The organism is Halomonas huangheensis (assembly GCF_001431725.1).
Classification (GTDB): domain Bacteria; phylum Pseudomonadota; class Gammaproteobacteria; order Pseudomonadales; family Halomonadaceae; genus Halomonas; species Halomonas huangheensis.
In genome coordinates, this window is the sequence record NZ_CP013106.1 from 1,221,237 (window position 1) to 1,243,577 (window position 22,341).

The following is a 22,341-nucleotide window of genomic DNA, read 5'->3' on the forward strand; positions in this document are numbered from 1 at the left end:
ATGACAGCCCCCTTTGCCCCGCAGTTACGGATTCCCGCCATCTACATGCGCGGCGGTACCAGCAAGGGCGTCTTCCTGCGCGTACAGGACCTGCCCGAGGCGGCGCGCGTTCCTGGAGAGGCAAGAGATGCCCTGTTGATGCGCATCGTCGGTAGCCCCGACCCTTATGCCAAGCATACCGATGGCATGGGCGGCGCCACCTCCAGCACCAGCAAGGTGGTATTGCTCTGCGAGAGCGAGTCGCCGGAACATGATGTCGATTATCTGTTCGGTCAGGTGTCGATCGACTCTCCGTTTGTCGACTGGAGTGGCAACTGCGGCAACCTGTCGTCCGCCGTAGGGCCTTGCGCCATCGAAATGGGCATTGTTCCTGCCGAGCGCATTCCCGCTGATGGTGATGCCGAAGTACGTATCTGGCAGGCCAATATCGGCAAGACCATCGTCGCGCGGGTGCCGATGGCAAATGGCCAGGTGCAGGAGAGTGGTGACTTCGAGCTCGACGGCGTGACCTTTCCGGCGGCCGAAGTGGGGCTGTCGTTCATGGATCCCGCGGCAGGCGAGGGCAGCATGTTCCCCACCGGCAATGTAGTGGATGAGCTGGAAGTGCCTGAGCAGGTGGCGGCATCTGGACGCATTCGCGCCACCTTGATCAACGCCGGTATCCCGACGATTTTTGTCGATGCCGGTGATCTGGGCTATAGCGGAACCGAGCTGCAGGACGACATCAATGGTGATCCGACAGCGCTGGCGAGGCTCGAGACCTTGCGTGCCCATGGCGCCTTGCACATGGGTTTGATCAAGCACCTCGACGAGGCGGTCACGCGTCAGCACACACCGAAAGTGGCGTTCGTGGCGCCCGCGCGTGGCTACACGGCCTCCAGCGGCAAGCAGATTGCCGCCGATGAGGTCGATCTGCTGGTGCGCGCGATGTCCATGGGCAAGTTGCATCACGCCATGATGGGCACTGCCGCCGTAGCGATCGGCGTGGCGGCCGCTGTGCCGGGTACCCTGGTCAATCTTGCCGCGGGTGGTGGTGCCCGGAACTCCGTAGTGTTTGGCCATCCATCGGGAACACTGCGTGTTGGCGCCCGTGTGGAGGAGGTCGAAGGCAGTTGGGTCGCGACTGAGGCAACCATGAGCCGCAGTGCGCGAATACTGATGGAGGGCAAGGTCAGAGTGCCCGCTGAAGTGACTGCGTGAGGACTGTGACGCCGCCCTATCGGGCGGCGTCGTTCGTTCTGCACCCAGGGGGAGGTCAGCATGAGTACTGTCGAAAGCAACATCCGTCCCGAGTACGACGAGGAGCTGCAGCGGATCGCGGATTATGTGTTGGAGGTGGAGCTGAAAAGTGACGAAGCCTTCGATACGGCACGCCATTGTCTGATGGACAGTCTGGGATGCGGATTACTGGCGCTACGCTTTCCCGAATGTCTCAAGCATCTTGGTCCGATTGTCGAAGGTACCCAGGTGCCGCATGGCGCACGAGTTCCCGGTACGACGTTTCGGCTGGACCCGGTCAAGGCGGCCTGGGATATCGGTGCCTGCATTCGCTGGCTGGACTACAACGATACCTGGCTGGCAGCGGAGTGGGGTCATCCCTCGGATAACCTCGGCAGCATTCTCGCGGTTGCGGATCATCTCTCCCAGCAGCGGCTGGCACGTGGCGAGACACCTTTGGCCATGCGTGATGTGCTTGATGCGATGATTCGCGCCCATGAGATTCAAGGAGTGCTGGCGCTGGATAATGCATTCAACCGAGTGGGGCTGGACCACGTTGTACTGGTCAAGGTGGCTTCCACGGCGGTTGTGGCCAGATTGGTGGGAGCGGATAGAGAACAGACATTGTCGGCATTGTCTCATGCCTGGGTTGATGGGCAGAGCCTGCGTACCTATCGCCATGCGCCCAATGCCGGGTCACGCAAGAGCTGGGCGGCGGGCGATGCTACTTCGCGGGCAGTGCGGCTGGTAGATATCGCCATGCGTGGGGAAATGGGTATTCCTGGCGTGCTTAGTGCACCTCAGTGGGGCTTCTATGATGTCAGCTTCAGCCACACCAATAGGGAGTTGGCGCTCAAGCCGGATGACCAGCGGAGGTTCAGCCTTCAGAGAGAGTTCGGCAGCTATGTAATGGAGAATGTGCTGTTCAAGCTGTCATTCCCCGCCGAGTTCCATGCGCAGACCGCCTGTGAAGCTGCGGTATCGTTGCATCCCGAGGTCAAGGATCGGTTGGAGGATATCGAACGTATCGAGCTGACGACTCATGAATCGGCGATACGCATCATTTCCAAGCAGGGCGAACTGGCCAATCCTGCCGATCGAGATCATTGCCTGCAGTACATGACGGCGGTTCCTCTCGTCTTCGGTGAGTTGAGGGCCGAGCACTATGAAGATGACTTCCACCACGCCCACCCGGTCATCGATCAACTACGCGACAGGATGGTGGTGACCGAGGATACCGGCTATAGCCGTGACTACCTCGACCCTGAGAAGCGCTCGATCGCCAATGCCATACAAGTGTTCTTCTCCGATGGCAGCTCCACCGACAAGGTGGCGGTGGAGTATCCCATCGGACATCGTCGGCGTCGCAAGGAAGGCATGCCGGTGCTGATCGACAAGTTTGCACGCCACCTTGCCACGCGGTTTCCCCGTCGCCGCTGTGAGGAAATCATGGCGCTTTGTCAGGACCGTGAACGTTTTGAAGCCATGTCGGTGGATCGGTTTATGGAGTTGTGGGTGGTGTAGCTGCAAGAGGGAAGAGGGAAGAGGGAAGAGGGAAGAGGGAAGAGGGAAGAGGGAAGAGGGAAGAGGGAAGAGGTGGCGTTCGCGGCTTTTGGAAGTTTCTGAAACTTTTTTACAGAAGCCTCTTGCAGACCTCGGTGCAAATCCGTAAAGTACGCATCCGCTGCTGGCGACGAGCAAACGTCGCAAGCGGTGAAGATGGGTAGAAGTAGCTGATTTGAAAAGACTTTTTGAAAATCGCTGCTTGACATTCTCACCGGATTCGGTAGAATGCGCCTCCATCGAATCGGGGTCACTCAGTCACATCGAGCGATCACGGATCGCACCTCGGGTTCGAGGCCTGGTTGTCCAGTGGGCATCAGGATCGAACGGAAAAAAGAGGTTGACGAAATCCACCGGTTCTGTAGAATACGCCTTCCTCGCAGGGCACTTCGCTTCGGTCTTCAAGGTCAGCGAAGTAAGTCGCAAGACAGCGAGACGCTCCACTCTTCGAGAGTTCGGAGCCGCTCTTTAAAAAATTGATCAGGTAATTCATGTGGGCGCTTGCCGATGAGTCAGTGATGTAGTCACTGAAATATCAAGGCAAGCGACTCGTCAAAGGTCTTAGGATCTTTTTGAGAACGTTTGAACCTTGAGCCAGGTTTGGTGCAGCCAATGCACTATCAGATTTTTCAACTGAAGAGTTTGATCATGGCTCAGATTGAACGCTGGCGGCAGGCCTAACACATGCAAGTCGAGCGGAAACGATGGAAGCTTGCTTCCAGGCGTCGAGCGGCGGACGGGTGAGTAATGCATAGGAATCTGCCCGATAGTGGGGGATAACCTGGGGAAACTCAGGCTAATACCGCATACGTCCTACGGGAGAAAGCAGGGGATCTTCGGACCTTGCGCTATCGGATGAGCCTATGTCGGATTAGCTTGTTGGTGGGGTAATGGCCTACCAAGGCGACGATCCGTAGCTGGTCTGAGAGGATGATCAGCCACATCGGGACTGAGACACGGCCCGAACTCCTACGGGAGGCAGCAGTGGGGAATATTGGACAATGGGCGAAAGCCTGATCCAGCCATGCCGCGTGTGTGAAGAAGGCTTTCGGGTTGTAAAGCACTTTCAGTGAGGAAGAACGCCTCTGGATTAATACTCTGGAGGAAAGACATCACTCACAGAAGAAGCACCGGCTAACTCCGTGCCAGCAGCCGCGGTAATACGGAGGGTGCGAGCGTTAATCGGAATTACTGGGCGTAAAGCGCGCGTAGGTGGCTTGATAAGCCGGTTGTGAAAGCCCCGGGCTCAACCTGGGAACGGCATCCGGAACTGTCAGGCTAGAGTGCAGGAGAGGAAGGTAGAATTCCCGGTGTAGCGGTGAAATGCGTAGAGATCGGGAGGAATACCAGTGGCGAAGGCGGCCTTCTGGACTGACACTGACACTGAGGTGCGAAAGCGTGGGTAGCAAACAGGATTAGATACCCTGGTAGTCCACGCCGTAAACGATGTCGACTAGCCGTTGGGCTCCTTGAGAGCTTTGTGGCGCAGTTAACGCGATAAGTCGACCGCCTGGGGAGTACGGCCGCAAGGTTAAAACTCAAATGAATTGACGGGGGCCCGCACAAGCGGTGGAGCATGTGGTTTAATTCGATGCAACGCGAAGAACCTTACCTACCCTTGACATCGAGAGAACTTTCCAGAGATGGATTGGTGCCTTCGGGAACTCTCAGACAGGTGCTGCATGGCTGTCGTCAGCTCGTGTTGTGAAATGTTGGGTTAAGTCCCGTAACGAGCGCAACCCTTGTCCCTATTTGCCAGCGATTCGGTCGGGAACTCTAGGGAGACTGCCGGTGACAAACCGGAGGAAGGTGGGGACGACGTCAAGTCATCATGGCCCTTACGGGTAGGGCTACACACGTGCTACAATGGCCGGTACAAAGGGTTGCGAAGCCGCGAGGTGGAGCTAATCCCGAAAAGCCGGTCTCAGTCCGGATCGGAGTCTGCAACTCGACTCCGTGAAGTCGGAATCGCTAGTAATCGTGAATCAGAATGTCACGGTGAATACGTTCCCGGGCCTTGTACACACCGCCCGTCACACCATGGGAGTGGACTGCACCAGAAGTGGTTAGCTTAACCTTCGGGGGAGCGATCACCACGGTGTGGTTCATGACTGGGGTGAAGTCGTAACAAGGTAGCCGTAGGGGAACCTGCGGCTGGATCACCTCCTTAATCGACAAGTCGCTGACTGTCGGTAAGTGCTCACAATGAATTACCTGATCAAGATAGAGCAATGATTGTTTGGGTCTGTAGCTCGGTTGGTTGGAGCGTGCCCCCTGACCTTGTATGGAAAGGAGGGTAAGGTCGGCAAGCCGACACGAAAGCAGGCTTGGTGATCATCAAGGTGCCGGGTCTGTAGCTCAGTTGGTTAGAGCGCACCCCTGATAAGGGTGAGGTCGGCAGTTCAAATCTGCCCAGACCCACCAAATTTGCGCAATACGGTGTTGCTTGATTGCTCGTGTAGGTAACTACACTTCGCAATAAGGCGCCTTGTCTTGCCCAGATTGCTTATAGAGGGGCCATAGCTCAGCTGGGAGAGCGCCTGCCTTGCACGCAGGAGGTCAGCGGTTCGATCCCGCTTGGCTCCACCAAAATCTTCCTGATCGCCGTGTTGAAGCTTCACTCGTTTATGAAAATAAACGTCGTGAATCTTCGTCGTGCGACAGAAAGATTTACCTGATCAAGCTTCGTAGCGTAAGTCTCCGTTGTGCGCAGCACGATTACCTGATCAACAGTCATTGTAGTGAATTCTAAGTCGTGTGCTTTGTGTAAAGCCTACCACTTAGAGTTTCGGCTCTATTGCTCTTTAACAATGTAGATCATGCTGACAAGTCCCTTTTCTTCGGAAAAGGGCAAGTGATACGTCTCAAGCGTATCCGGCAATTGTCGTGCATCATCGATTGACAGACCCCTTGGGGTTATATGGTCAAGCGATGAAGCGCATACGGTGGATGCCTAGGCAGTCAGAGGCGATGAAAGACGTGGAAGCCTGCGATAAGGTTCGGCGAGGTGGCAAACAACCTGTGACCCGGACATTTCTGAATGGGGAAACCCACCCAACACAAGTTGGGTATCCCACACTGAATACATAGGTGTTGGGAGGCGAACCGGGGGAACTGAAACATCTAAGTACCCCGAGGAAAAGAAATCAACCGAGATTCCCCCAGTAGCGGCGAGCGACCGGGGACCAGCCCTTAAGCAACACGACCGGTAGGTGAACAGACTGGGAAGTCTGGCCATAGTGGGTGATAGCCCCGTAACCGAAACCCGAGTGTTGTGAAATCGAGTAGGTCGAGGCACGTGAAACCTTGACTGAACATGGGGGGACCATCCTCCAAGGCTAAATACTCCTGACTGACCGATAGTGAACCAGTACCGTGAGGGAAAGGCGAAAAGAACCCCGGAGAGGGGAGTGAAATAGATCCTGAAACCGTATGCGTACAAGCAGTGGGAGCAGACTCGTTCTGTGACCGCGTACCTTTTGTATAATGGGTCAGCGACTTATTTTCAGTGGCGAGCTTAACCGTATAGGGGAGGCGTAGGGAAACCGAGTCTTAACTGGGCGACCAGTCGCTGGAAATAGACCCGAAACCGGGCGATCTATCCATGAGCAGGTTGAAGGTTGAGTAACATCAACTGGAGGACCGAACCAGGATCTGTTGAAAAAGATTTGGATGACTTGTGGATCGGAGTGAAAGGCTAATCAAGCCCGGAGATAGCTGGTTCTCCTCGAAAGCTATTTAGGTAGCGCCTCACGTATCACCGCCGGGGGTAGAGCACTGTTTCGGCTAGGGGGTCATCCCGACTTACCAACCCGAGGCAAACTCCGAATACCGGTGAGTGCAAGCGTGGGAGACACACAGCGGGTGCTAACGTCCGTTGTGAAAAGGGAAACAACCCAGACCGTCAGCTAAGGCCCCGAAATCCTGGTTAAGTGGGAAACGATGTGGGAAGGCTTAGACAGCTAGGAGGTTGGCTTAGAAGCAGCCATCCTTTAAAGAAAGCGTAATAGCTCACTAGTCGAGTCGGCCTGCGCGGAAGATGTAACGGGGCTCAAACCAGGTGCCGAAGCTACGGGTTCGCCGAATGGCGAGCGGTAGAGGAGCGTCGTGTAAGCCGATGAAGGTGGATTGAGAAGTCTGCTGGAGGTATCACGAGTGCGAATGCTGACATGAGTAACGACAAGGGGAGTGAAAAACTCCCCCGCCGGAAGACCAAGGGTTTCTGTTCGACGCTAATCGGAGCAGAGTGAGTCGGCCCCTAAGGCGAGGCCGAAAGGCGTAGTCGATGGGAAACGGGTCAATATTCCCGTACCTCACAGTATTGCGATGGGGGGACGAAGAAGGCTAGGTGAGCCAGGCGTTGGTTGTCCTGGTGAAAGCTTGTAGGCCAGTGATTCAGGTAAATCCGGATCACTCTCTTCATGGAGAAGGCCGAGAAGCGAGACGAACTGACTACGGTCAGGAAGTCATCGATGCCACGCTTCCAGGAAAAGCCTCTAAGCTTCAGATACTGTGGGACCGTACCCCAAACCGACACAGGTGGTCAGGTAGAGAATACCAAGGCGCTTGAGAGAACTCGGGTGAAGGAACTAGGCAAAATGGTGCCGTAACTTCGGGAGAAGGCACGCCGCATCAGGGTGAAGGAACTTGCTTCCGGAGCCCGAAGCGGTCGAAGATACCAGGTGGCTGCAACTGTTTATTAAAAACACAGCACTCTGCAAACGCGCAAGCGGACGTATAGGGTGTGACGCCTGCCCGGTGCCGGAAGGTTAAGTGATGGTGTTAGGTTCGCCGAAGCTCCTGATCGAAGCCCCGGTAAACGGCGGCCGTAACTATAACGGTCCTAAGGTAGCGAAATTCCTTGTCGGGTAAGTTCCGACCTGCACGAATGGCGTAATGATGGCCACGCTGTCTCCACCCGAGACTCAGTGAAATTGAAATCGCAGTGAAGATGCTGTGTACCCGCGGCTAGACGGAAAGACCCCGTGAACCTTTACTACAGCTTCACACTGGACGCTGATGTTGCCTGTGTAGGATAGCTGGGAGGCTTTGAAACCCTGTCGCTAGATGGGGTGGAGCCAACCTTGAAATACCAGCCTGGCATCATTGGCGTTCTAACTCAGGACCGTTATCCGGTTCGAGGACCGTGTGTGGTGGGTAGTTTGACTGGGGCGGTCTCCTCCCAAAGAGTAACGGAGGAGCACGAAGGTACCCTCAGCACGGTTGGAAATCGTGCATTGAGTGCAAGAGCATAAGGGTGCTTGACTGCGAGACAGACACGTCGAGCAGGTACGAAAGTAGGTTCTAGTGATCCGGTGGTTCTGTATGGAAGGGCCATCGCTCAACGGATAAAAGGTACTCCGGGGATAACAGGCTGATACCGCCCAAGAGTTCACATCGACGGCGGTGTTTGGCACCTCGATGTCGGCTCATCACATCCTGGGGCTGAAGTCGGTCCCAAGGGTATGGCTGTTCGCCATTTAAAGTGGTACGCGAGCTGGGTTTAGAACGTCGTGAGACAGTTCGGTCCCTATCTGCCGTGGGCGTTGGAGATTTGAGAAGTGCTGCTCCTAGTACGAGAGGACCGGAGTGGACGTACCTCTGGTGTTCCGGTTGTCACGCCAGTGGCATCGCCGGGTAGCTATGTACGGACGGGATAACCGCTGAAAGCATCTAAGCGGGAAGCCCCCTTCAAGATGAGATCTCCCTGAGGCCTTGAGCCTCCTGAAGGACCCAGCAAGACCAGCTGGTTGATAGGCCGGGTGTGGAAGCGCTGCAAGGCGTTGAGCTAACCGGTACTAATGGTCCGTGAGGCTTGACCATATAACACCCAAGTGGTTTTGGTCGATGACGCACGACAGGACATTGACGGATACGACGAGACGTATCAGATCGGCATGATCTACACCCTTTTCGCCTGACGACCATAGCGAGTGTGAACCACCTGATCCCTTGCCGAACTCAGTAGTGAAACCGCTCAGCGCCGATGGTAGTGTGGGGTCTCCCCATGTGAGAGTAGGTCATCGTCAGGCATTTATTCAGAAAAAGTCCCTCGGATGCGATGCATCCGGGGGATTTTTTTGCCTGACGATGGCCTGGCATTACCATGTGAGAGTAGGGTTCGCACCGCCAGGGCAAGATATATCTTGCCAGGTGCGAACGGGTACGGGATGTACAGCTGCGAAGCGGCGTCCCGTACACCGGCTCAAGCCCGCGACAGCGGGTGCAGAGGCGTCAGGCATTTATTCAGAGCTCTCTCGAAGTTCAGCCGGTCATCGAGAGATGATCGGGGCTTTTCGCATCATGGGAAGGCCTCGCTTTTTATAGTGAGAGGGAAGTCTCAAGACGAAAGAAGGAAGAGTTGTCCTTCGGACATCAAAACCCCCAAACCTGTTCGAGTGGTGGGTTTCTCGGTGCCAGTATCTTCACACTCTATTCGTCTCTTCCTTGACACTCGCCCTTCAGGCGACGCCGTATACCTCTTCCTTCTTCCTTCTTCCTTCTTCCTTCTTCCTTCTTCCGACTTATAACTTACGGCTTATAGCTGATGTATTCCCTCTTGTAGTTCCCCCCTTTTCCATTCCTCTAGAAACAGGAGCTTCCGGTTATCCGGTGCGTTATCTAGCGTGCCTTGTTGCCGTACATCTTGATATGACTGATTCCAATCCTGCTGTTGCTGATGGTACTGGTTCGTCAGCCCATCGTCTGGGCGACCCTATCGTGCTGACGCTCAGCATCGGTTTTATTGTCGCGTTCATAGCCCTTTCGCTGTATGACATCGACATGGTGGCTGGCGGTATCGCCACGGGCTTTGCCTGGACGGCGAAGACAATGGGCAGCTACTTTCAGCTGCTGCTGCTGTTGACCTTCTTCATCGCCATTGGCGTTGCCGTCAGTCCCAGCGCTTTAGCGCGTATCGGTAAGCTCGATACCCCCGAGCTCAGTACCTTCAAGTGGTTGTCGATGATCATGTGTACGCTGCTGGCGGGTGGTGGAGTGTTCTTTGCCGCCGGAGAGCCGGTGTATCACTTCATCGTGACGCCACCGGCTTTTTCTACCGAGCCGGGGACTCCTGAAGCTGTTGCCGGGGCGCTGGCCCAGTCCTTCATGCACTGGGGCTTCCTCGGGTGGGCGGTGCTGGGAACGCTGGCCGCTGTTGCGTTAGCGCATGCGCATTACGACAAGGGATTACCGCTGCAGCCGCGTACATTGCTGACGCCGGTGTTGGGCGAGCGTCTGATGAAAGGGCCTCTGGGCGGTGTCGTCGATGCGCTGTGTGTGATTGCCGTCGTGGCGGGAACCGTGGGGCCGATTGGCTTTCTGGCCACTCAGGTGAGTTTTGGCTTGCATCGCGTGTTTGGTGTCGCTGATGGCTACACCACACAGCTGGCGGTGTTGGTCATGTTGGGGCTGATCTATGTCACTTCCGCGGTAAGCGGGATTCATCGCGGTATTCAGCTCTTGAGCCGCTTCAATGTGCTGCTGGCGTTGGCGATTGCGGCAGTCATCCTTGTGTTTGGGCCGACACTGTTCCTGACCAATGCTTTTTTCCAGGGTTTTGGCACCTATCTAGGCTCTTTCTTCGAGATGGCCACCATGACGTCGCAGACCGCTCCTGACTGGTGGATGCAGTGGTGGACGGTGTTCTTCTTCGCCTGGTTCATCGGCTATGGCCCTCTGATGGCGATCTTCGTTGCGCGTATTTCTCGTGGCCGTACCATCCGCCAGGTCATTGTCGCGGTTGCCGTCATGGCTCCGGTGGCGACGGCCATCTGGTTCACATTGCTGGGCGGTTCGGGCATCTATCACCAACTGAGCGGTACCTTTGATCTCAGCCAGGCACTGAACAATTTCCAGTTTGATGTCGCGACATTGACCGTTGCAGAATCTCTGCCCGGTGGATCGGTCATGGTATTGGCGATCCTGCTGCTGACGACTATTTTCGTTGCGACCACCGGTGACTCGATGAGTTATGCGATCTCTGTGGTCGGTAGCGGTCATGATGATCCAAGCCCAGTGATCAGGGCATTCTGGGGAGTCGCCATGGCCTTGATGGCAGGTATTCTGCTCTATATGGGGGCTGGTCAGATCAGTGCTCTTCAGCAGTTCATCGTCATCACTGCGATTCCGGTTTCGTTGGTGATGTTGCCGACACTCTGGACCGGACCACGGGCAGCAAGAGCAATGGCGCGTGAACAGGGACTGGTTGAGGACTGAACCAGTTTTGGGGCAGACGCCCTGAGTTGATGTTCCTGTTGGTGATTTGTGACTGACCAATACATGGCCGCGAATCCAAGGTAGACTGCGGCCCTTGATGCACCTTGGAAATCTGCCCATGGCTCTGCAAGCCACTCCCTACAAGATCGAATTGAATCTTTCCGATATGGATCGCAACGTCTATGAGACGTTGCGCTTTACTGTTGCGCGCCACCCATCGGAAACCGAAGAGCGTCTGGCTGTCCGCTTGATTGCCTATGCGCTGTTTCATCATGAACATCTGGCCTTTGGTCGAGGGTTGTCGGATGTTGATGAACCAGCATTGTGGGAAAAAAGTCTGGATGGCAGAGTCGTGCACTGGATTGAAGTCGGGCAGCCGGCCAGCGAGCGAATGACCTGGTGTTCGAGGCGTTGCGAGCGTTTCAGCCTGGTGGCTTACGGTAACCTGAGGGTCTGGCAGGACAAGGAGTTGGCCCCGGTCAGGACCCTGAAGAATATCAATGTGGTCGCGGTTGCGCCGGAAGCCCTCGAAGAACTGGCCCGTGATATGCCTCGTTCCTTGAGTTGGGCGGTGATGATCAGTGATGGCGAGATGTTCATTTCTGACGAGCGCGGGCAGCACGAAGTGCCTCTGGAATGGCTGGTTGGTGAGCGATAACGGACATTCAGACCAATGAAGTGGAGCGCTATATGGTGAGTGTTACTACTCCTGCATTGTTGTTTCCAGCCATCTCGCTATTGCTGCTGGCCTATACCAATCGCTTCCTGACGCTGGCATCGCTGATTCGCAAGTTGGCGGAAGCCGAGTCCAGCTTGAGTAAAGAAGCGCGGCTGCGCCAGATCATGCTGCTGCGTCGGCGTATATCGCTGACCAAGCGCATGCAGGTGGCGGGGGTCTTCAGCTTCCTGTTGTGTACCGTGTCGATGTTTGCCCTGTTCATTTCGCTCAATTGGGTAGGCCTGGTGTTGTTTGGTATCAGCCTGGTGTCATTGTCGATTTCACTGGTTTTCTCTCTGTGGGAAGTGTTGATCTCGACCAATGCACTCAATGTTCAATTGCAGGACCTTGAAGGGTATGCGCGAGGCCAGCAGCGCTCGAAACGCCTTGCTGTAGAGGACCATCATGCAGCCGAATGAATTGTTGATGTTATGTCGTCCGGGCTTTGAGCCGGATCTGACGGCAGAGTTGCAGGATCGTATCGAGGCGCTGGGCGAGGTTGCCCACGTCGAGCCTTGGGTAAGCGAGGGGTTGGTACGGGTGATTCTCGACAGTGATCGACCCGCCAATGAACTGCATCGACAGCTTGGACTCAAGGATCTGGTGTTTGCACGCCAGACCCTCGTGGCCCTTCCGCCATTGCAATTGTCACGTGAAGATCGTCTGTCGCCGATCATCGATCAGGTAAAGGTCAGCGGCTGGAGCTTCGAGGAAATCTGGCAGGAAACACCGGATACCAACGAAGCCAAGGCGCTGTCGGGCTTGATGAAGGCGCTGGAGCGTCCGTTGGCCAGTCACCTGAAGAAGCGCGGGGCGCTGCGCCGCAAGGCCGGTGGTCGACGCCTGCACCTGGTATGGCGTGATGGCGATCAGGTCCAGTTAGGGATGAGCTTTCCGGGCAATCGCAGCGAGTTTCCGGGCGGTATCCGCCGCTTGCGTTTCCCGCCTGGCGCGCCGAGTCGCTCGACACTCAAGCTCGAGGAAGCCTGGCATGAGTTTGTTCCCCGTGATCAGTGGCAGGAACGCATTGCCGAAGGCATGCAGGCTGCGGACCTTGGCGCGGCTCCCGGCGGCTGGACCTGGCAGCTCGTCCATCAGGGGATGAACGTCTATGCCATCGATAATGGTCCCATGGACAGCACGTTGATGTCCTCTGGAATGGTTGAGCATCTGCGTGAGGATGGCTTTGTCTGGGAGCCACCGACTCGGCTCGATTGGCTGGTCTGCGATATCGTCGACAAACCAGCGCGAGTGGTGTCGATGGTCGAACGTTGGCTGGTACAACGTTGGTGTCGTGAGGCGGTATTCAACCTCAAGTTGCCGATGAAGAAACGCTGGGAGGAGGTCGCCTGGTGTCTCGATGGCCTGAGCGAGCGACTCACTGACGCGGGAGTGAGGGCGGAGATACGTTGTCGTCACCTCTACCATGACCGGGAAGAAGTGACGGTCCATGTACGGCTTGACTAAAGCGTTCGCTTGACTGAGAACGTGCCGCTGTCCGGTGAGGTTTTTTACTTTCCGAGCCGTAGTGCCTGACCCTGATGATCAGTAGGCCGGTTCGTAGATGGTGACCTTTTCCTCTTCTGTCAGCAGTGGCTGAACGCGTTGCATGGCGTGCAATCGCGCGTCACTGTTGTACCATTCCTTCCAGGCGCGCAGATCGCGCCATTTGGTAATCATCAGGCGACGATCCGAGTGATGCTGCTCAACAAGACTTTCTCCGCCGAAGAAGCCATTGGCCCCCAATGATTGGCGCATGGCTTCTCGAGCAGCCTGCTCGTACTCTTCTTCCAGACCAGGCATGATGCGTCGCTCGATGATGATTTTTATCATTGCTTCAACTCCGAGGTACTGATGGTGGATTCTGCCGATACGCTGCCTGCCAGCGACAGGGAACTGGATACGTCCGGACTGTTCTGTCCTGAACCGATCATGCTGATGCATAACGCGGTTCGCGATATGACATCCGGTCAGGTTTTGATGGTAGTTGCCACTGACCCGGCGACGACGCGTGATGTTCCCAAGTTCTGCCAGTTTCTTGGCCACGAACTGTTGAATCACCAGTCTGAAGCGGATGGCACCCACCTGTATTTTATTCGCCTTGGTTGATAGGGCTGGATCGATGGACCCATCCGACGAAGAGTGGCGAGGCGCTGGAAGCCCCGCCACTCTTTGCCACTTCCACACTTCAGTATGGCCTGGCATGCCTTGCGCGTGACAGCTCTGTCGCTGTGAAGGGATCAACTCGTTTCAGGGGATGAATCAGGCATTACCATCATCGCCAGAGCTTCCAGTGTGGCCGCGTCCTCATTGCGTATGAGGTTGGCGATCTGACGCTGGAAGAAATACACCACACGATGACGGCTATGACCGGGGTAGAGACAAGGATCAGTGGCCACGACAGGTACTGACTGGATCTGCTCTTCATCGGCCAGCAGTGCCTCGATGTTGCCATCACTGTAGAGGCGCCAACCGAAGATCTGCTTGAGCTGCCAGGGGGACTGTTCTTCATCCAGGCACAGGGCATGCGTACCCTGGTGCTCGGGAAGTGTCTGGATCAGTGTGGTCTCTGCGGTATCTTCGTACTCGAAGTAGGCCGCTGCGTGATGCAACTCCATTTCCTTGTGCTCGGGAGGCCCGTCCAGCAGCTCTTCGGTTTCCGGATCGCGGTAACCAACAAAATGTCCGTAATCCGGGTCATTGAGTTGCTCGCAAGGAGTCAGCGACTCCATCCACGGAACCAGACCGACGATATCGCCATTCTCGCGTAGTCCCCAGGCCAGAATCGGCATGCCGTATAGAGTGTCTGGATCGGATGCCAGGCAATAGACCATCTCCAGCGAGTCCAGCTCCGGCGACAGCCGCACGAACCGGCGACGCGCCTGCTGGCGTTGGCGCATGGACTCAAGATCAATGACTCTGGCGGAGCGGGGTGACAGTGGGATTCCCATGATGTCCCTCCAGCGGCTGCGTGTGTACGGCTCACCTCTCGACCAGCTGGTCGAGTGTCGCGCTCGGCGTCACTACCTTCATCAATAGCACAGACTGATGATGCAACGTAAGCCCCGGTGTCAGTTGCAGCGTTGGTGAAAAGTGTGGAGCAGCCGCTTGTGATGTTGGTAGGCCCGCTGGAAATGAGGTAGGGGAGCCTCAGGAGCTTCAATCGAGAGCCATGTACGACGATATTGCTGAAGCGCGGTAGAGGCCGCAATATGGGCGTCCAGCAGTTCATCCATGGTGGTGAACCAGCGCAGTGACTGGCGCTCCAGATCATCGAGCCACCTGGGTGGGACAGGCAGCGTGGCGCTCGATTGTGTTGAACAGTCTGTGGTGGTTTCCAGTGCTTGAGAGAGCAAAGCACTGCCTTCATCTAGGCGTGTTGTTGCCAGCATGAGAGTGCGCATCAGTTGTGCACTCAGGGGGCGTGCTCGGAGCTGTTTCAGATGCTGCTCAAGTTGCGCCGAGTCGGGCTGCCATTGGTGGTCGAACTGGTGGGTGACAGCGTTGAGTAGATAGCGCAGGGCTGGCAATTGTATGGTGACTGCCGAGAAGTCGCTGGGGTCAAGGGGCGAACTGGCTCGAGAGAAACTACCTGTCCACTCCTCGGAGCCCACCAGCGTGTTGTAGCTGACGATCGGCAGTTCGTGGGTCTTGAGTGCGGTGAGCCGTTGCAGGCGCTGCAGGTCTTCTTCGGCGAGATCGTTGCTGAGGTCGCTGGTCAGACAGCTGTCCAGTTGCCGCCATAGGGTCAGTTCGTAGATCCAGCGCTGACTGGGTGGTGCGACTCGGCCAAGCTGGTTGTTGCGTTGGGCAATCAGGTTGATGATGCCGCAGCGGCGCAGGGCATAGATGTTCAGCATGCCTTCGCGAACATCTGCAGTTTCCTGCAACAACGCGCGGGGCTGTGGGAAGTCGCCGATATTTCCCGGTTGGCGGGGCTTGGGGGCCGGCTGGTTCAGAGCTTTACCAAGTGTCTCCTGCCAGCCAGCGAGCTCGCTGGCCGACTCGCTGTCACTGCAAGCAGTAAGCCAGCCGGCCAACAACAGCACGAGGTAAGCCCGTCGTCTCATGCCTCGCTTTGATGCATCTTGACGATCATGCGTCGGCTGCGGCGGCGCAGGCGTTCACCGAGCAGTACAGCGGCCACTGTCAAACCTGCTACCAGGCCGATCCAGTAGCCGTGTACGCCCATCGGTGCCAACCAGGAGCCGAGGCCATAGTCACCGAGTAGATGACCGCCACCCAGGCCCACCAGCCAATAGGCGAGCAGGGTGATCAGCATGATCACTCGGGTGTCCTTGTAACCGCGCAGCGCACCAGCCATGGCGACCTGCAGAGAATCGGATACCTGGTAGAGCATTGCCAGACCGATCAGACTGAGAGTCAGTGCCTGCACCTCGAGGTTGTGGGTATAGAGCGCGATCACCGAACTGGCGGTAAACCACAGTACGACGCTGTTCAGCACAGCGACGCCAAAGGCGATCAGAATGCCGTTCCAGGCCACCAGTCGGGCGAGGTGGGCGTCACCACGGCCAAGGGTATTTCCGACGCGTACGGTGAGTGCCATGCCCAGCGACAATGGCAGCATGAACAGCAGCGAGGTGTAGTTCAGTGCCACCTGGTGTGCGGAAACCACGATCTCGCCCAGGCTGGCGATAAACAGCGCGATGACGGTAAATAACGTGACCTCGACAAAGATAGCCACACCGATCGGTACCCCGACAAACAGTAGCTCACGGATCACCGCCATGTCCGGGAGACTTGGTGATTGCCATAGTTCTATATCGCCGTAGGCCCGGCTGCGTTGGGTATAGAGCATCATGGCTAGACTCATGACCCACATCGCCAGTGCGGTGGCAATACCACAACCCCAGGCGCCCAGCGCCGGGATGTCTGCGATCAAGGCTGGGGTAGCTGAGCCGAACAGTGTCACCACGGCTTCGCCGCCATTGATCAGTAGGTAGTTGCTGGGAATGTTGACGGCTAATCCGATCAGGCTGATCCACAGCGCCGGTCGAGTATGGTTGACCCCATCCGAGAAGGCCCGAAGGCTGAGGAATATCGCCACGCCGGGCATGCCAAAGGCAACCGCGCCCACATAGGCCTGGGCTTGCTGAGCGACTGCTTCCGGAACCTCCATCCAACGGAATACAGGGGCAACGCAGAACCATAGCAGGATGGCTGAGATTACTCCCATGACGACCCCGATCCACAGTGCCTGGTGAACATTGGGACGAATCTGTTGACGACGGTTACCGCCCAGCAGATGCGCCACGATCGGCGTCAGACCCATCAATGTTCCGGTCATGAACAGCATCAATGGCATCCATAGGCTGGCTCCTACGGATACCGCAGCAAGGTCGGTCGCGCTATGGCGTCCGGTCATCATGATATCGACGACACTCATGCCTGCCTGGGCCAATTGCGCGCCGCAGATGGGAAGGGCCAGGCGGATCAGCGGCCCGCTTTCGCGGCGGCTGGTGGACAGAAGGTCCGTGGGTAGAACACGCACTGCGATATGCTCCATGCAGAGTCGGACGGGCGTCTTGCCCGCAGGAAGTAACCTCAATCGGTCGTGCTGAAAAAGGCTGATTGAAGTGTATCAATGTTGCACAAGTTTGGCGCAGCCAGATGCGCCAGTGGAGTGCACTTCATTTCGGTACTGACGGCCCCTGGGTCCCGGACCCTGGCCAGGCATCATGATCTGGTCGGCTGGTGTACACTGTGGCGGCTGTTTGCGAGCGAACGGACAGCCCCGCTTTTTTCGATGCAACGACTGATGCAACAAATCATGCCCATGTCATATCCTGATCCGGAAAGCACTCCCCAGAGCACCGAATACCAGTTGCAGGACATCATTGCCCTGTTTGACGGACTCTTTGCCGAGACCTTCAACACCCGCCTGGTACGCGGTGGTGATGAGCCATTGTATGTACCGGCCGGTAACGGTTGTGACTGGCACCAGGTGATCTTCGCCCGTGGCTTCTATACCAGTGCGTTGCATGAGATCAGCCACTGGTGCATCGCCGGTGAGCGGCGCCGCTTACTGGAGGATTATGGGTACTGGTATATTCCGGATGGCCGCGATGCAGAGCAGCAGCATGCTTTCGAGAAGGTTGAGATCGCGCCACAGGCCCTGGAACTGTTGTTCAGCAGGGCCTGTGGGATTCGCTTCAACGTCAGTGTAGATAACCTCGGCGAGGTGGACGTCGACCGTGAAGTCTTTGAAGCTCGGGTCGCAGAGCGCGCAATGCGCTATCTGAGTGATGGACTACCGTTGCGGGCTGCGGCTCTTGAGCTGACGTTGCGAGCCTTTTACCAGCAACGGCTGTCATTGAGTGACGCGCTGACGATAGGGCGTGGGCATCTTGTGGTGGGGATGCCGATGGCGAGCCGGGAAGTGCCCCAGCCCGCTTGAGGAAGGTATCTGCTGCATTCGGTATTTGCCGAAGCGCGTACCTGCTGAAGGTGAGTAGCTGTTGAAGTCCGAATCAGTCTGAATTCGTCAGGCGTTGATGCAGATGCAGCATGACTTCGACTTCCTGTTCCGGCCGCATTGGCTCGAGTCCCAGCTCACCGAAGGTTTCATTGCGCGCACGCGACCACTCACCGGACATCAGGTCGGGATACAAGGTATCTGCTGGCGCCAGCTCGACAAAGGGATCGAGGCCATAGGTATCGAACAGTCTGGAAAGGGCCGCTTCGTCGTCAAAGACTCCTGCGGTGTGCATGGTCGCGTTGAAGTGATCGTTCTCCAGTTCACGAATCACGTCCAGCGGACTGACGCCCATGCTGGCCAGTTCTTCAAGGCTATAGTCACCTAGTGAGATGGTTTCATCATCCAGCCAGTTATCATCTGGCTGGATCAGCGTTTGCTTGATGGTGCCGTCTGGCAGACTCCAGGCAATGGAGAGTGGAAGGCCACCGTCTTCGCCGGTTTCCACGGCAATGAAAGCTGGAATGTCGTCCATGTCAGGACTCCCTGGGGAAATGGTTATTCGTGGCTGCGCGGGCGGTGAGCGACATCAATCCGAACCTCCCCCGGGCTGGGACCTGTCAGTGTCGAGAGCAAAGAATTCGCGTGCTGTAGCGCTACTGCTGGCGGCGAGCTGAGCTTCGCTTTCATCGCGCCAGTGAGCGATCTCGCGAACAATCCACGGTAACAATGCTGGCTCATGGCGACGTCCCTTGAGCTTGGCCGGAAGATTGCGTGGTAGCAAATACGGGCAATCGGTCTCGACCATCAATCGGTTGCCCGGAATGTCAGCTACCAACTCTCGCAGGTGGTGGCCTCGACGTTCGTCGCAGATCCAACCAGTCAGGCCGATATGCAGGTCGAGATCCAGATAGCGGTGCAACGTCTCGCGGTCTGCGGTGAAGCAGTGCACGACGACCTGACGGACATCGTCCCGCCAGGCGCGCAGGATGCTGCTCATACGCGCTCCGGCATCACGCTCGTGAACGAACAGCGGTAGCCCATTGTCGGCGGCCAGTGCCAGTTGAGCTTCGAAAGCATGTTCCTGCTGCTGTGGAGTGGAAAAGTTGCGGTTGAAATCGAGTCCGCACTCGCCAACTGCTACCACCAGTGGGTCTCGATACAATTCAGCCATGGCCGCTGCCACTTGCGGTGTCCAGCCGCTGGCATCGTGAGGATGCACTCCCGCGGTGGCGTAGAGGCCATCATGCTGACGGCTCAACGCCACCGCCTGGCGTGCATGCTCTATATCGGTGCCAGTGATAATCAGGGTTTCCACGCCAGCGTCTCGAGCTCGGGTAAGTGTCGGCTCGAGATCCTGAGTAAAGCTCTCATGGGTCAGGTTGGCACCGATATCGACGAGAGGCGCTGGCGAAGTGAATCGCAAAGCCTCGGGCAGCAGCTCGGTGGGCGAAGGTACGGCGTTGGACAATCTGAGCTCCCGGGTGTGGCTGGAACGGATCAATGCTGTGTGTATGGCTAGCGTGGTGTTTCGTGGTGACATCTTGCGAAACACCACAGCAGGTTCGGATTGTACTGTTTGGCGCGGGTGCAGGCCATTGGAAGTGAAAGGCGAAACTCTGATTGGCAGTGCCTGACCGCCCCTGCCTTGAGGTACACTGCGTGCAATTGCAAAGGAGATATTGAGTGACTCTGCTACGACTCGAGCAGCTGCAACTGGCCTATGGCCACCATATCCTGCTTGACCATGCCGAGCTGAGCCTTGAGAGGGGTGAGCGGCTGGCACTGGTGGGCCGCAACGGTACGGGTAAATCGACGCTATTGCGTCTGGTTTCTGGCGAAAACCTGCCCGATGGCGGCAACATCTGGCGTGCGCCGGGGCTCAAGATCGGTGTCCTCGAGCAGGAATTGCCCGATGCGACTGATACCACCATCTTTGAAATGGTGGCTCAGGGGCTGCCGGAAGCCGGTGAACTACTCTCTGAGTACCATCGACTGGTGCAGTCCAGTGACCCGGATATGAACCGCATGGCCACGCTACAGACGCGCCTCGAAGCCATCGACGGCTGGTCTTTCCATCAGCGCATCGATGTGGTGCTGACTCGCCTCGGGCTGCCAGCGGAGACGGAAATGTCTTCGCTATCCGGCGGCTGGCGGCGGCGTGTGGCATTGGCCCGTGCACTGGTGGCCGATCCCGATCTGCTGCTGCTCGATGAGCCGACCAACCACCTTGACCTCGATACCATCGCCTGGCTGGAGGAACAGTTGTTGGCGTTTACCGGGGCGGTGCTGTTCATCACCCACGACCGTGCCTTCCTGTCGCGGTTGGCCACCGGCATTCTCGAACTGGATCGCGGTCGTCTCGGACGCTATCCCGGCGACTACGCCACCTATCAGGCCCAGAAGCAGCACGAGCTTGAAGTGGAAGCGCGCGAGAACGCTGAGTTCGACAAGAAGCTGGCCCAGGAAGAAGTCTGGATTCGTCAGGGCATCAAGGCGCGGCGCACTCGCAACGAGGGGCGTGTACGGGCGTTGGAACAGCTACGGCAGGAGCGTAGCCAGCGTCGTGAGCGTCAAGGCAAGGCATCGTTGTCGGTAGACAGTGGCGAACGCAGCGGCAAGCGCGTAGTCGAGCTGTCTCATGTGACCCAGCACTTCGAGGATGCCACCGTTATTCGCGATCTGAACATCGAGGTTCAGCGTGGTGATCGGATCGGCTTTATCGGTCGCAATGGGGCGGGCAAGACCACCTTGCTCAAGATCCTGCTTGGCGAGCTGGCGCCCAGTGAGGGCGAAGTGCGCATGGGTACCAAGCTGCAGGTGGCCTATTTCGACCAATTGCGTGCAGGGCTAGAGCCGGAAAAGACCGTCTACGACAACGTGGCCCAGGGCAGTGACCGTATCACTGTCGGGGGGCGCGACCGTCATGTGATGAGTTATCTGCAGGACTTCCTGTTCTCACCGGAGCGCGTGCGTCAGCCGGTCAAGGCCCTGTCGGGTGGTGAGTCGAATCGATTGCTGCTGGCGAAGTTGTTTACTCAGCCCGCCAATGTGCTGGTACTGGATGAGCCGACCAACGACCTCGACGTCGAGACCCTGGAGCTACTCGAGGAGCTGTTGCTGGACTTCGATGGAACCTTGTTGCTGGTTTCCCACGACCGGGCCTTCATGGACAACGTCGTTACCAGCGTGCTGGCCTTCGAGGGCCAGGGCTGCGTACGCGAGTATGTTGGTGGTTATACGGACTGGGTGCGCCAGGGGGGCAAGTTGCCGCCGGCTCCCTGGGAAGGAGCTGCGCGTCAGGGGGTAGAACCCACTGCTGAAGCGCTGCCTCCCGAGCAGGACAAGGGCACTTCGGTTCAGGGCAGGTCGGTTGCCAGGGCGAAACCAGTCAAACTGTCCTACAAGTTGCAGCGTGAGCTTGATGCGCTACCTGCCGAGATCGAGCGGCTTGAGAATGAAATCACAGTGCTGGAAGCGGAGGTCGGCGATCCAGCCTTCTATCAGCAGGATTCCGGCGCAGTGAACGAGCGTCTGGGCGTCCTGCAGTCCGCTCAGGACTCGCTCGACAAGACAATGGAGCGCTGGATGGAGCTGGAAGCGATGGTCGCCGGGGAAGAATGAGAAGGGCGCTCGGCAGCCTCGTACGTGAGGCTGCCGAGCACTCGGCGCGATTCCGACGGCAGTTACTCTTCGCTGTCCATACCCACACGCACGGCGAGTACATCGCACTGAGCACCATGCAGCACGCCTGTCGACGTTGAGCCCAGCAGCAGAGCAAAGCCATGACGACCATGGGAGCCGACCACGATCAGGTCGACATCATTCTCGTCGGCAAAGCGATGAATCTCGGTGTCCGGCATGCCGACGACAACGTGCTGATTTTCCCGCGACATATTGTTGTCGGCGATTTCAGCGAGCCTTTGCTTGGCATGTTCATCGAGTTGGTCCTGAATACTGGTCAGGTCCATGGGAATATCTCCGCCATAGGCGAAGCCCAATGGCTCCAGTGTATGGATGATCGACAGCTTGGCATGGTTGCGGTCGGCAATCTGTAGTGCTCGCTCAAGGATTCGGTGCGAATCCTTGGTCAGGTCTACGGCAACCAGCACATGACGGTATTCGTTGCTCATGGGGAGACGCCTCCAGCGGCGATCGATGTCGGAATTGATGTCTCCCACTCTAGGAC

General features: G+C 57.1%; 16 protein-coding genes, 2 tRNA genes and 3 rRNA genes. 14 read left to right on the top strand and 7 right to left on the bottom strand.

The genetic code is table 11. The features are described from left to right. From prpF to rlmM, 11 genes are all read left to right on the top strand, one after another. Positions 1-1,200, top strand: a complete 1,200-nt coding sequence (gene prpF, locus AR456_RS05550; protein ID WP_021820378.1) for a 2-methylaconitate cis-trans isomerase PrpF — start codon at positions 1-3, stop codon at positions 1,198-1,200. A 60-nt stretch (positions 1,201-1,260) separates the two neighbouring features. Beyond that, complete coding sequence (locus tag AR456_RS05555; RefSeq protein WP_021820379.1) at positions 1,261-2,742, top strand: bifunctional 2-methylcitrate dehydratase/aconitate hydratase; 1,482 nt, start codon at positions 1,261-1,263, stop codon at positions 2,740-2,742. Between the two features lie 669 nt (positions 2,743-3,411). Continuing rightward, positions 3,412-4,951 (top strand): 16S ribosomal RNA (locus AR456_RS05560). A gap of 177 nt (positions 4,952-5,128) precedes the next feature. Then, positions 5,129-5,205, top strand: a tRNA-Ile gene (locus AR456_RS05565). 89 nt (positions 5,206-5,294) lie between these two features. Further along, a tRNA-Ala gene (locus AR456_RS05570) sits at positions 5,295-5,370 on the top strand. Between the two features lie 333 nt (positions 5,371-5,703). After that, positions 5,704-8,604, top strand: a 23S ribosomal RNA gene (locus AR456_RS05575). A 93-nt stretch (positions 8,605-8,697) separates the two neighbouring features. Beyond that, positions 8,698-8,813, top strand: a 5S ribosomal RNA gene (gene rrf / locus AR456_RS05580). The 16S, 23S and 5S rRNA genes sit together here with 2 tRNA genes alongside, the layout of an rRNA operon. Before the next feature lie 619 nt (positions 8,814-9,432). Beyond that, positions 9,433-10,998 carry a BCCT family transporter gene (locus AR456_RS05585; RefSeq protein WP_031208571.1) on the top strand — a complete coding sequence of 522 codons (1,566 nt, stop codon included), beginning with the start codon at positions 9,433-9,435 and terminating at the stop codon, positions 10,996-10,998. Between the two features lie 118 nt (positions 10,999-11,116). Then, complete coding sequence (locus AR456_RS05590) at positions 11,117-11,656, top strand: YaeQ family protein (RefSeq protein ID WP_021820381.1); 540 nt, start codon at positions 11,117-11,119, stop codon at positions 11,654-11,656. Between the two features lie 32 nt (positions 11,657-11,688). Continuing rightward, positions 11,689-12,135, top strand: coding sequence for a DUF2721 domain-containing protein (locus AR456_RS05595; protein WP_021820382.1), 447 nt, complete (start codon positions 11,689-11,691; stop codon positions 12,133-12,135). Next, on the top strand, positions 12,122-13,183 hold the full coding sequence (gene rlmM, locus AR456_RS05600; protein WP_021820383.1) for a 23S rRNA (cytidine(2498)-2'-O)-methyltransferase RlmM: 1,062 nt from the start codon (positions 12,122-12,124) through the stop codon (positions 13,181-13,183). Before AR456_RS05595 ends, rlmM begins: the two co-directional genes overlap by 14 nt. A gap of 78 nt (positions 13,184-13,261) precedes the next feature. Here rlmM and AR456_RS05605 read toward each other — a convergent pair whose 3' ends face one another. Then, on the bottom strand, positions 13,262-13,549 hold the full coding sequence (locus AR456_RS05605) for an antibiotic biosynthesis monooxygenase family protein (RefSeq protein WP_031208574.1): 288 nt from the start codon (positions 13,547-13,549) through the stop codon (positions 13,262-13,264). 21 nt (positions 13,550-13,570) lie between these two features. On the opposite strand from AR456_RS05605, the gene tusA reads away from it, so the two are divergent. Then, positions 13,571-13,825 carry a sulfurtransferase TusA gene (tusA, locus tag AR456_RS05610; protein WP_031208575.1) on the top strand — a complete coding sequence of 85 codons (255 nt, stop codon included), beginning with the start codon at positions 13,571-13,573 and terminating at the stop codon, positions 13,823-13,825. A 131-nt stretch (positions 13,826-13,956) separates the two neighbouring features. Here the strand turns inward: tusA and AR456_RS05615 are convergent, their stop codons facing one another. From AR456_RS05615 to AR456_RS05625, 3 genes are all read right to left on the bottom strand, one after another. After that, on the bottom strand, positions 13,957-14,667 hold the full coding sequence (locus AR456_RS05615; RefSeq protein ID WP_021820386.1) for a hypothetical protein: 711 nt from the start codon (positions 14,665-14,667) through the stop codon (positions 13,957-13,959). Between the two features lie 120 nt (positions 14,668-14,787). Beyond that, complete coding sequence (locus AR456_RS05620; protein ID WP_031208577.1) at positions 14,788-15,786, bottom strand: DUF3080 family protein; 999 nt, start codon at positions 15,784-15,786, stop codon at positions 14,788-14,790. Continuing rightward, positions 15,783-17,228, bottom strand: coding sequence for an MATE family efflux transporter (locus AR456_RS05625; RefSeq protein ID WP_021820388.1), 1,446 nt, complete (start codon positions 17,226-17,228; stop codon positions 15,783-15,785). The genes AR456_RS05620 and AR456_RS05625 overlap by 4 nt, the downstream gene beginning before the upstream one ends. 279 nt (positions 17,229-17,507) lie before the next feature. Between AR456_RS05625 and AR456_RS05630 the strand changes: the two genes are divergently transcribed. Beyond that, positions 17,508-18,134: an elongation factor P hydroxylase gene (locus tag AR456_RS05630; protein ID WP_236995544.1), complete on the top strand. Its 627-nt coding sequence runs from the start codon at positions 17,508-17,510 to the stop codon at positions 18,132-18,134. A gap of 73 nt (positions 18,135-18,207) precedes the next feature. Here the strand turns inward: AR456_RS05630 and AR456_RS05635 are convergent, their stop codons facing one another. Together AR456_RS05635 and AR456_RS05640 are read right to left on the bottom strand one after the other, a co-directional pair. After that, complete coding sequence (locus AR456_RS05635) at positions 18,208-18,687, bottom strand: hypothetical protein (protein WP_021820390.1); 480 nt, start codon at positions 18,685-18,687, stop codon at positions 18,208-18,210. Positions 18,688-18,741: 54 nt separating this feature from the next. Beyond that, positions 18,742-19,623, bottom strand: coding sequence for a TatD family hydrolase (locus AR456_RS05640; RefSeq protein WP_021820391.1), 882 nt, complete (start codon positions 19,621-19,623; stop codon positions 18,742-18,744). Between the two features lie 215 nt (positions 19,624-19,838). Here AR456_RS05640 and AR456_RS05645 point away from each other — a divergent pair, with 215 nt between their 5' ends. Further along, on the top strand, positions 19,839-21,776 hold the full coding sequence (locus AR456_RS05645; RefSeq protein WP_021820392.1) for an ATP-binding cassette domain-containing protein: 1,938 nt from the start codon (positions 19,839-19,841) through the stop codon (positions 21,774-21,776). Positions 21,777-21,838: 62 nt separating this feature from the next. On the opposite strand, the gene AR456_RS05650 is transcribed toward AR456_RS05645, so the two are convergent. Continuing rightward, complete coding sequence (locus AR456_RS05650) at positions 21,839-22,285, bottom strand: universal stress protein (RefSeq protein ID WP_021820393.1); 447 nt, start codon at positions 22,283-22,285, stop codon at positions 21,839-21,841. Positions 22,286-22,341: the final 56 nt, after the last annotated feature.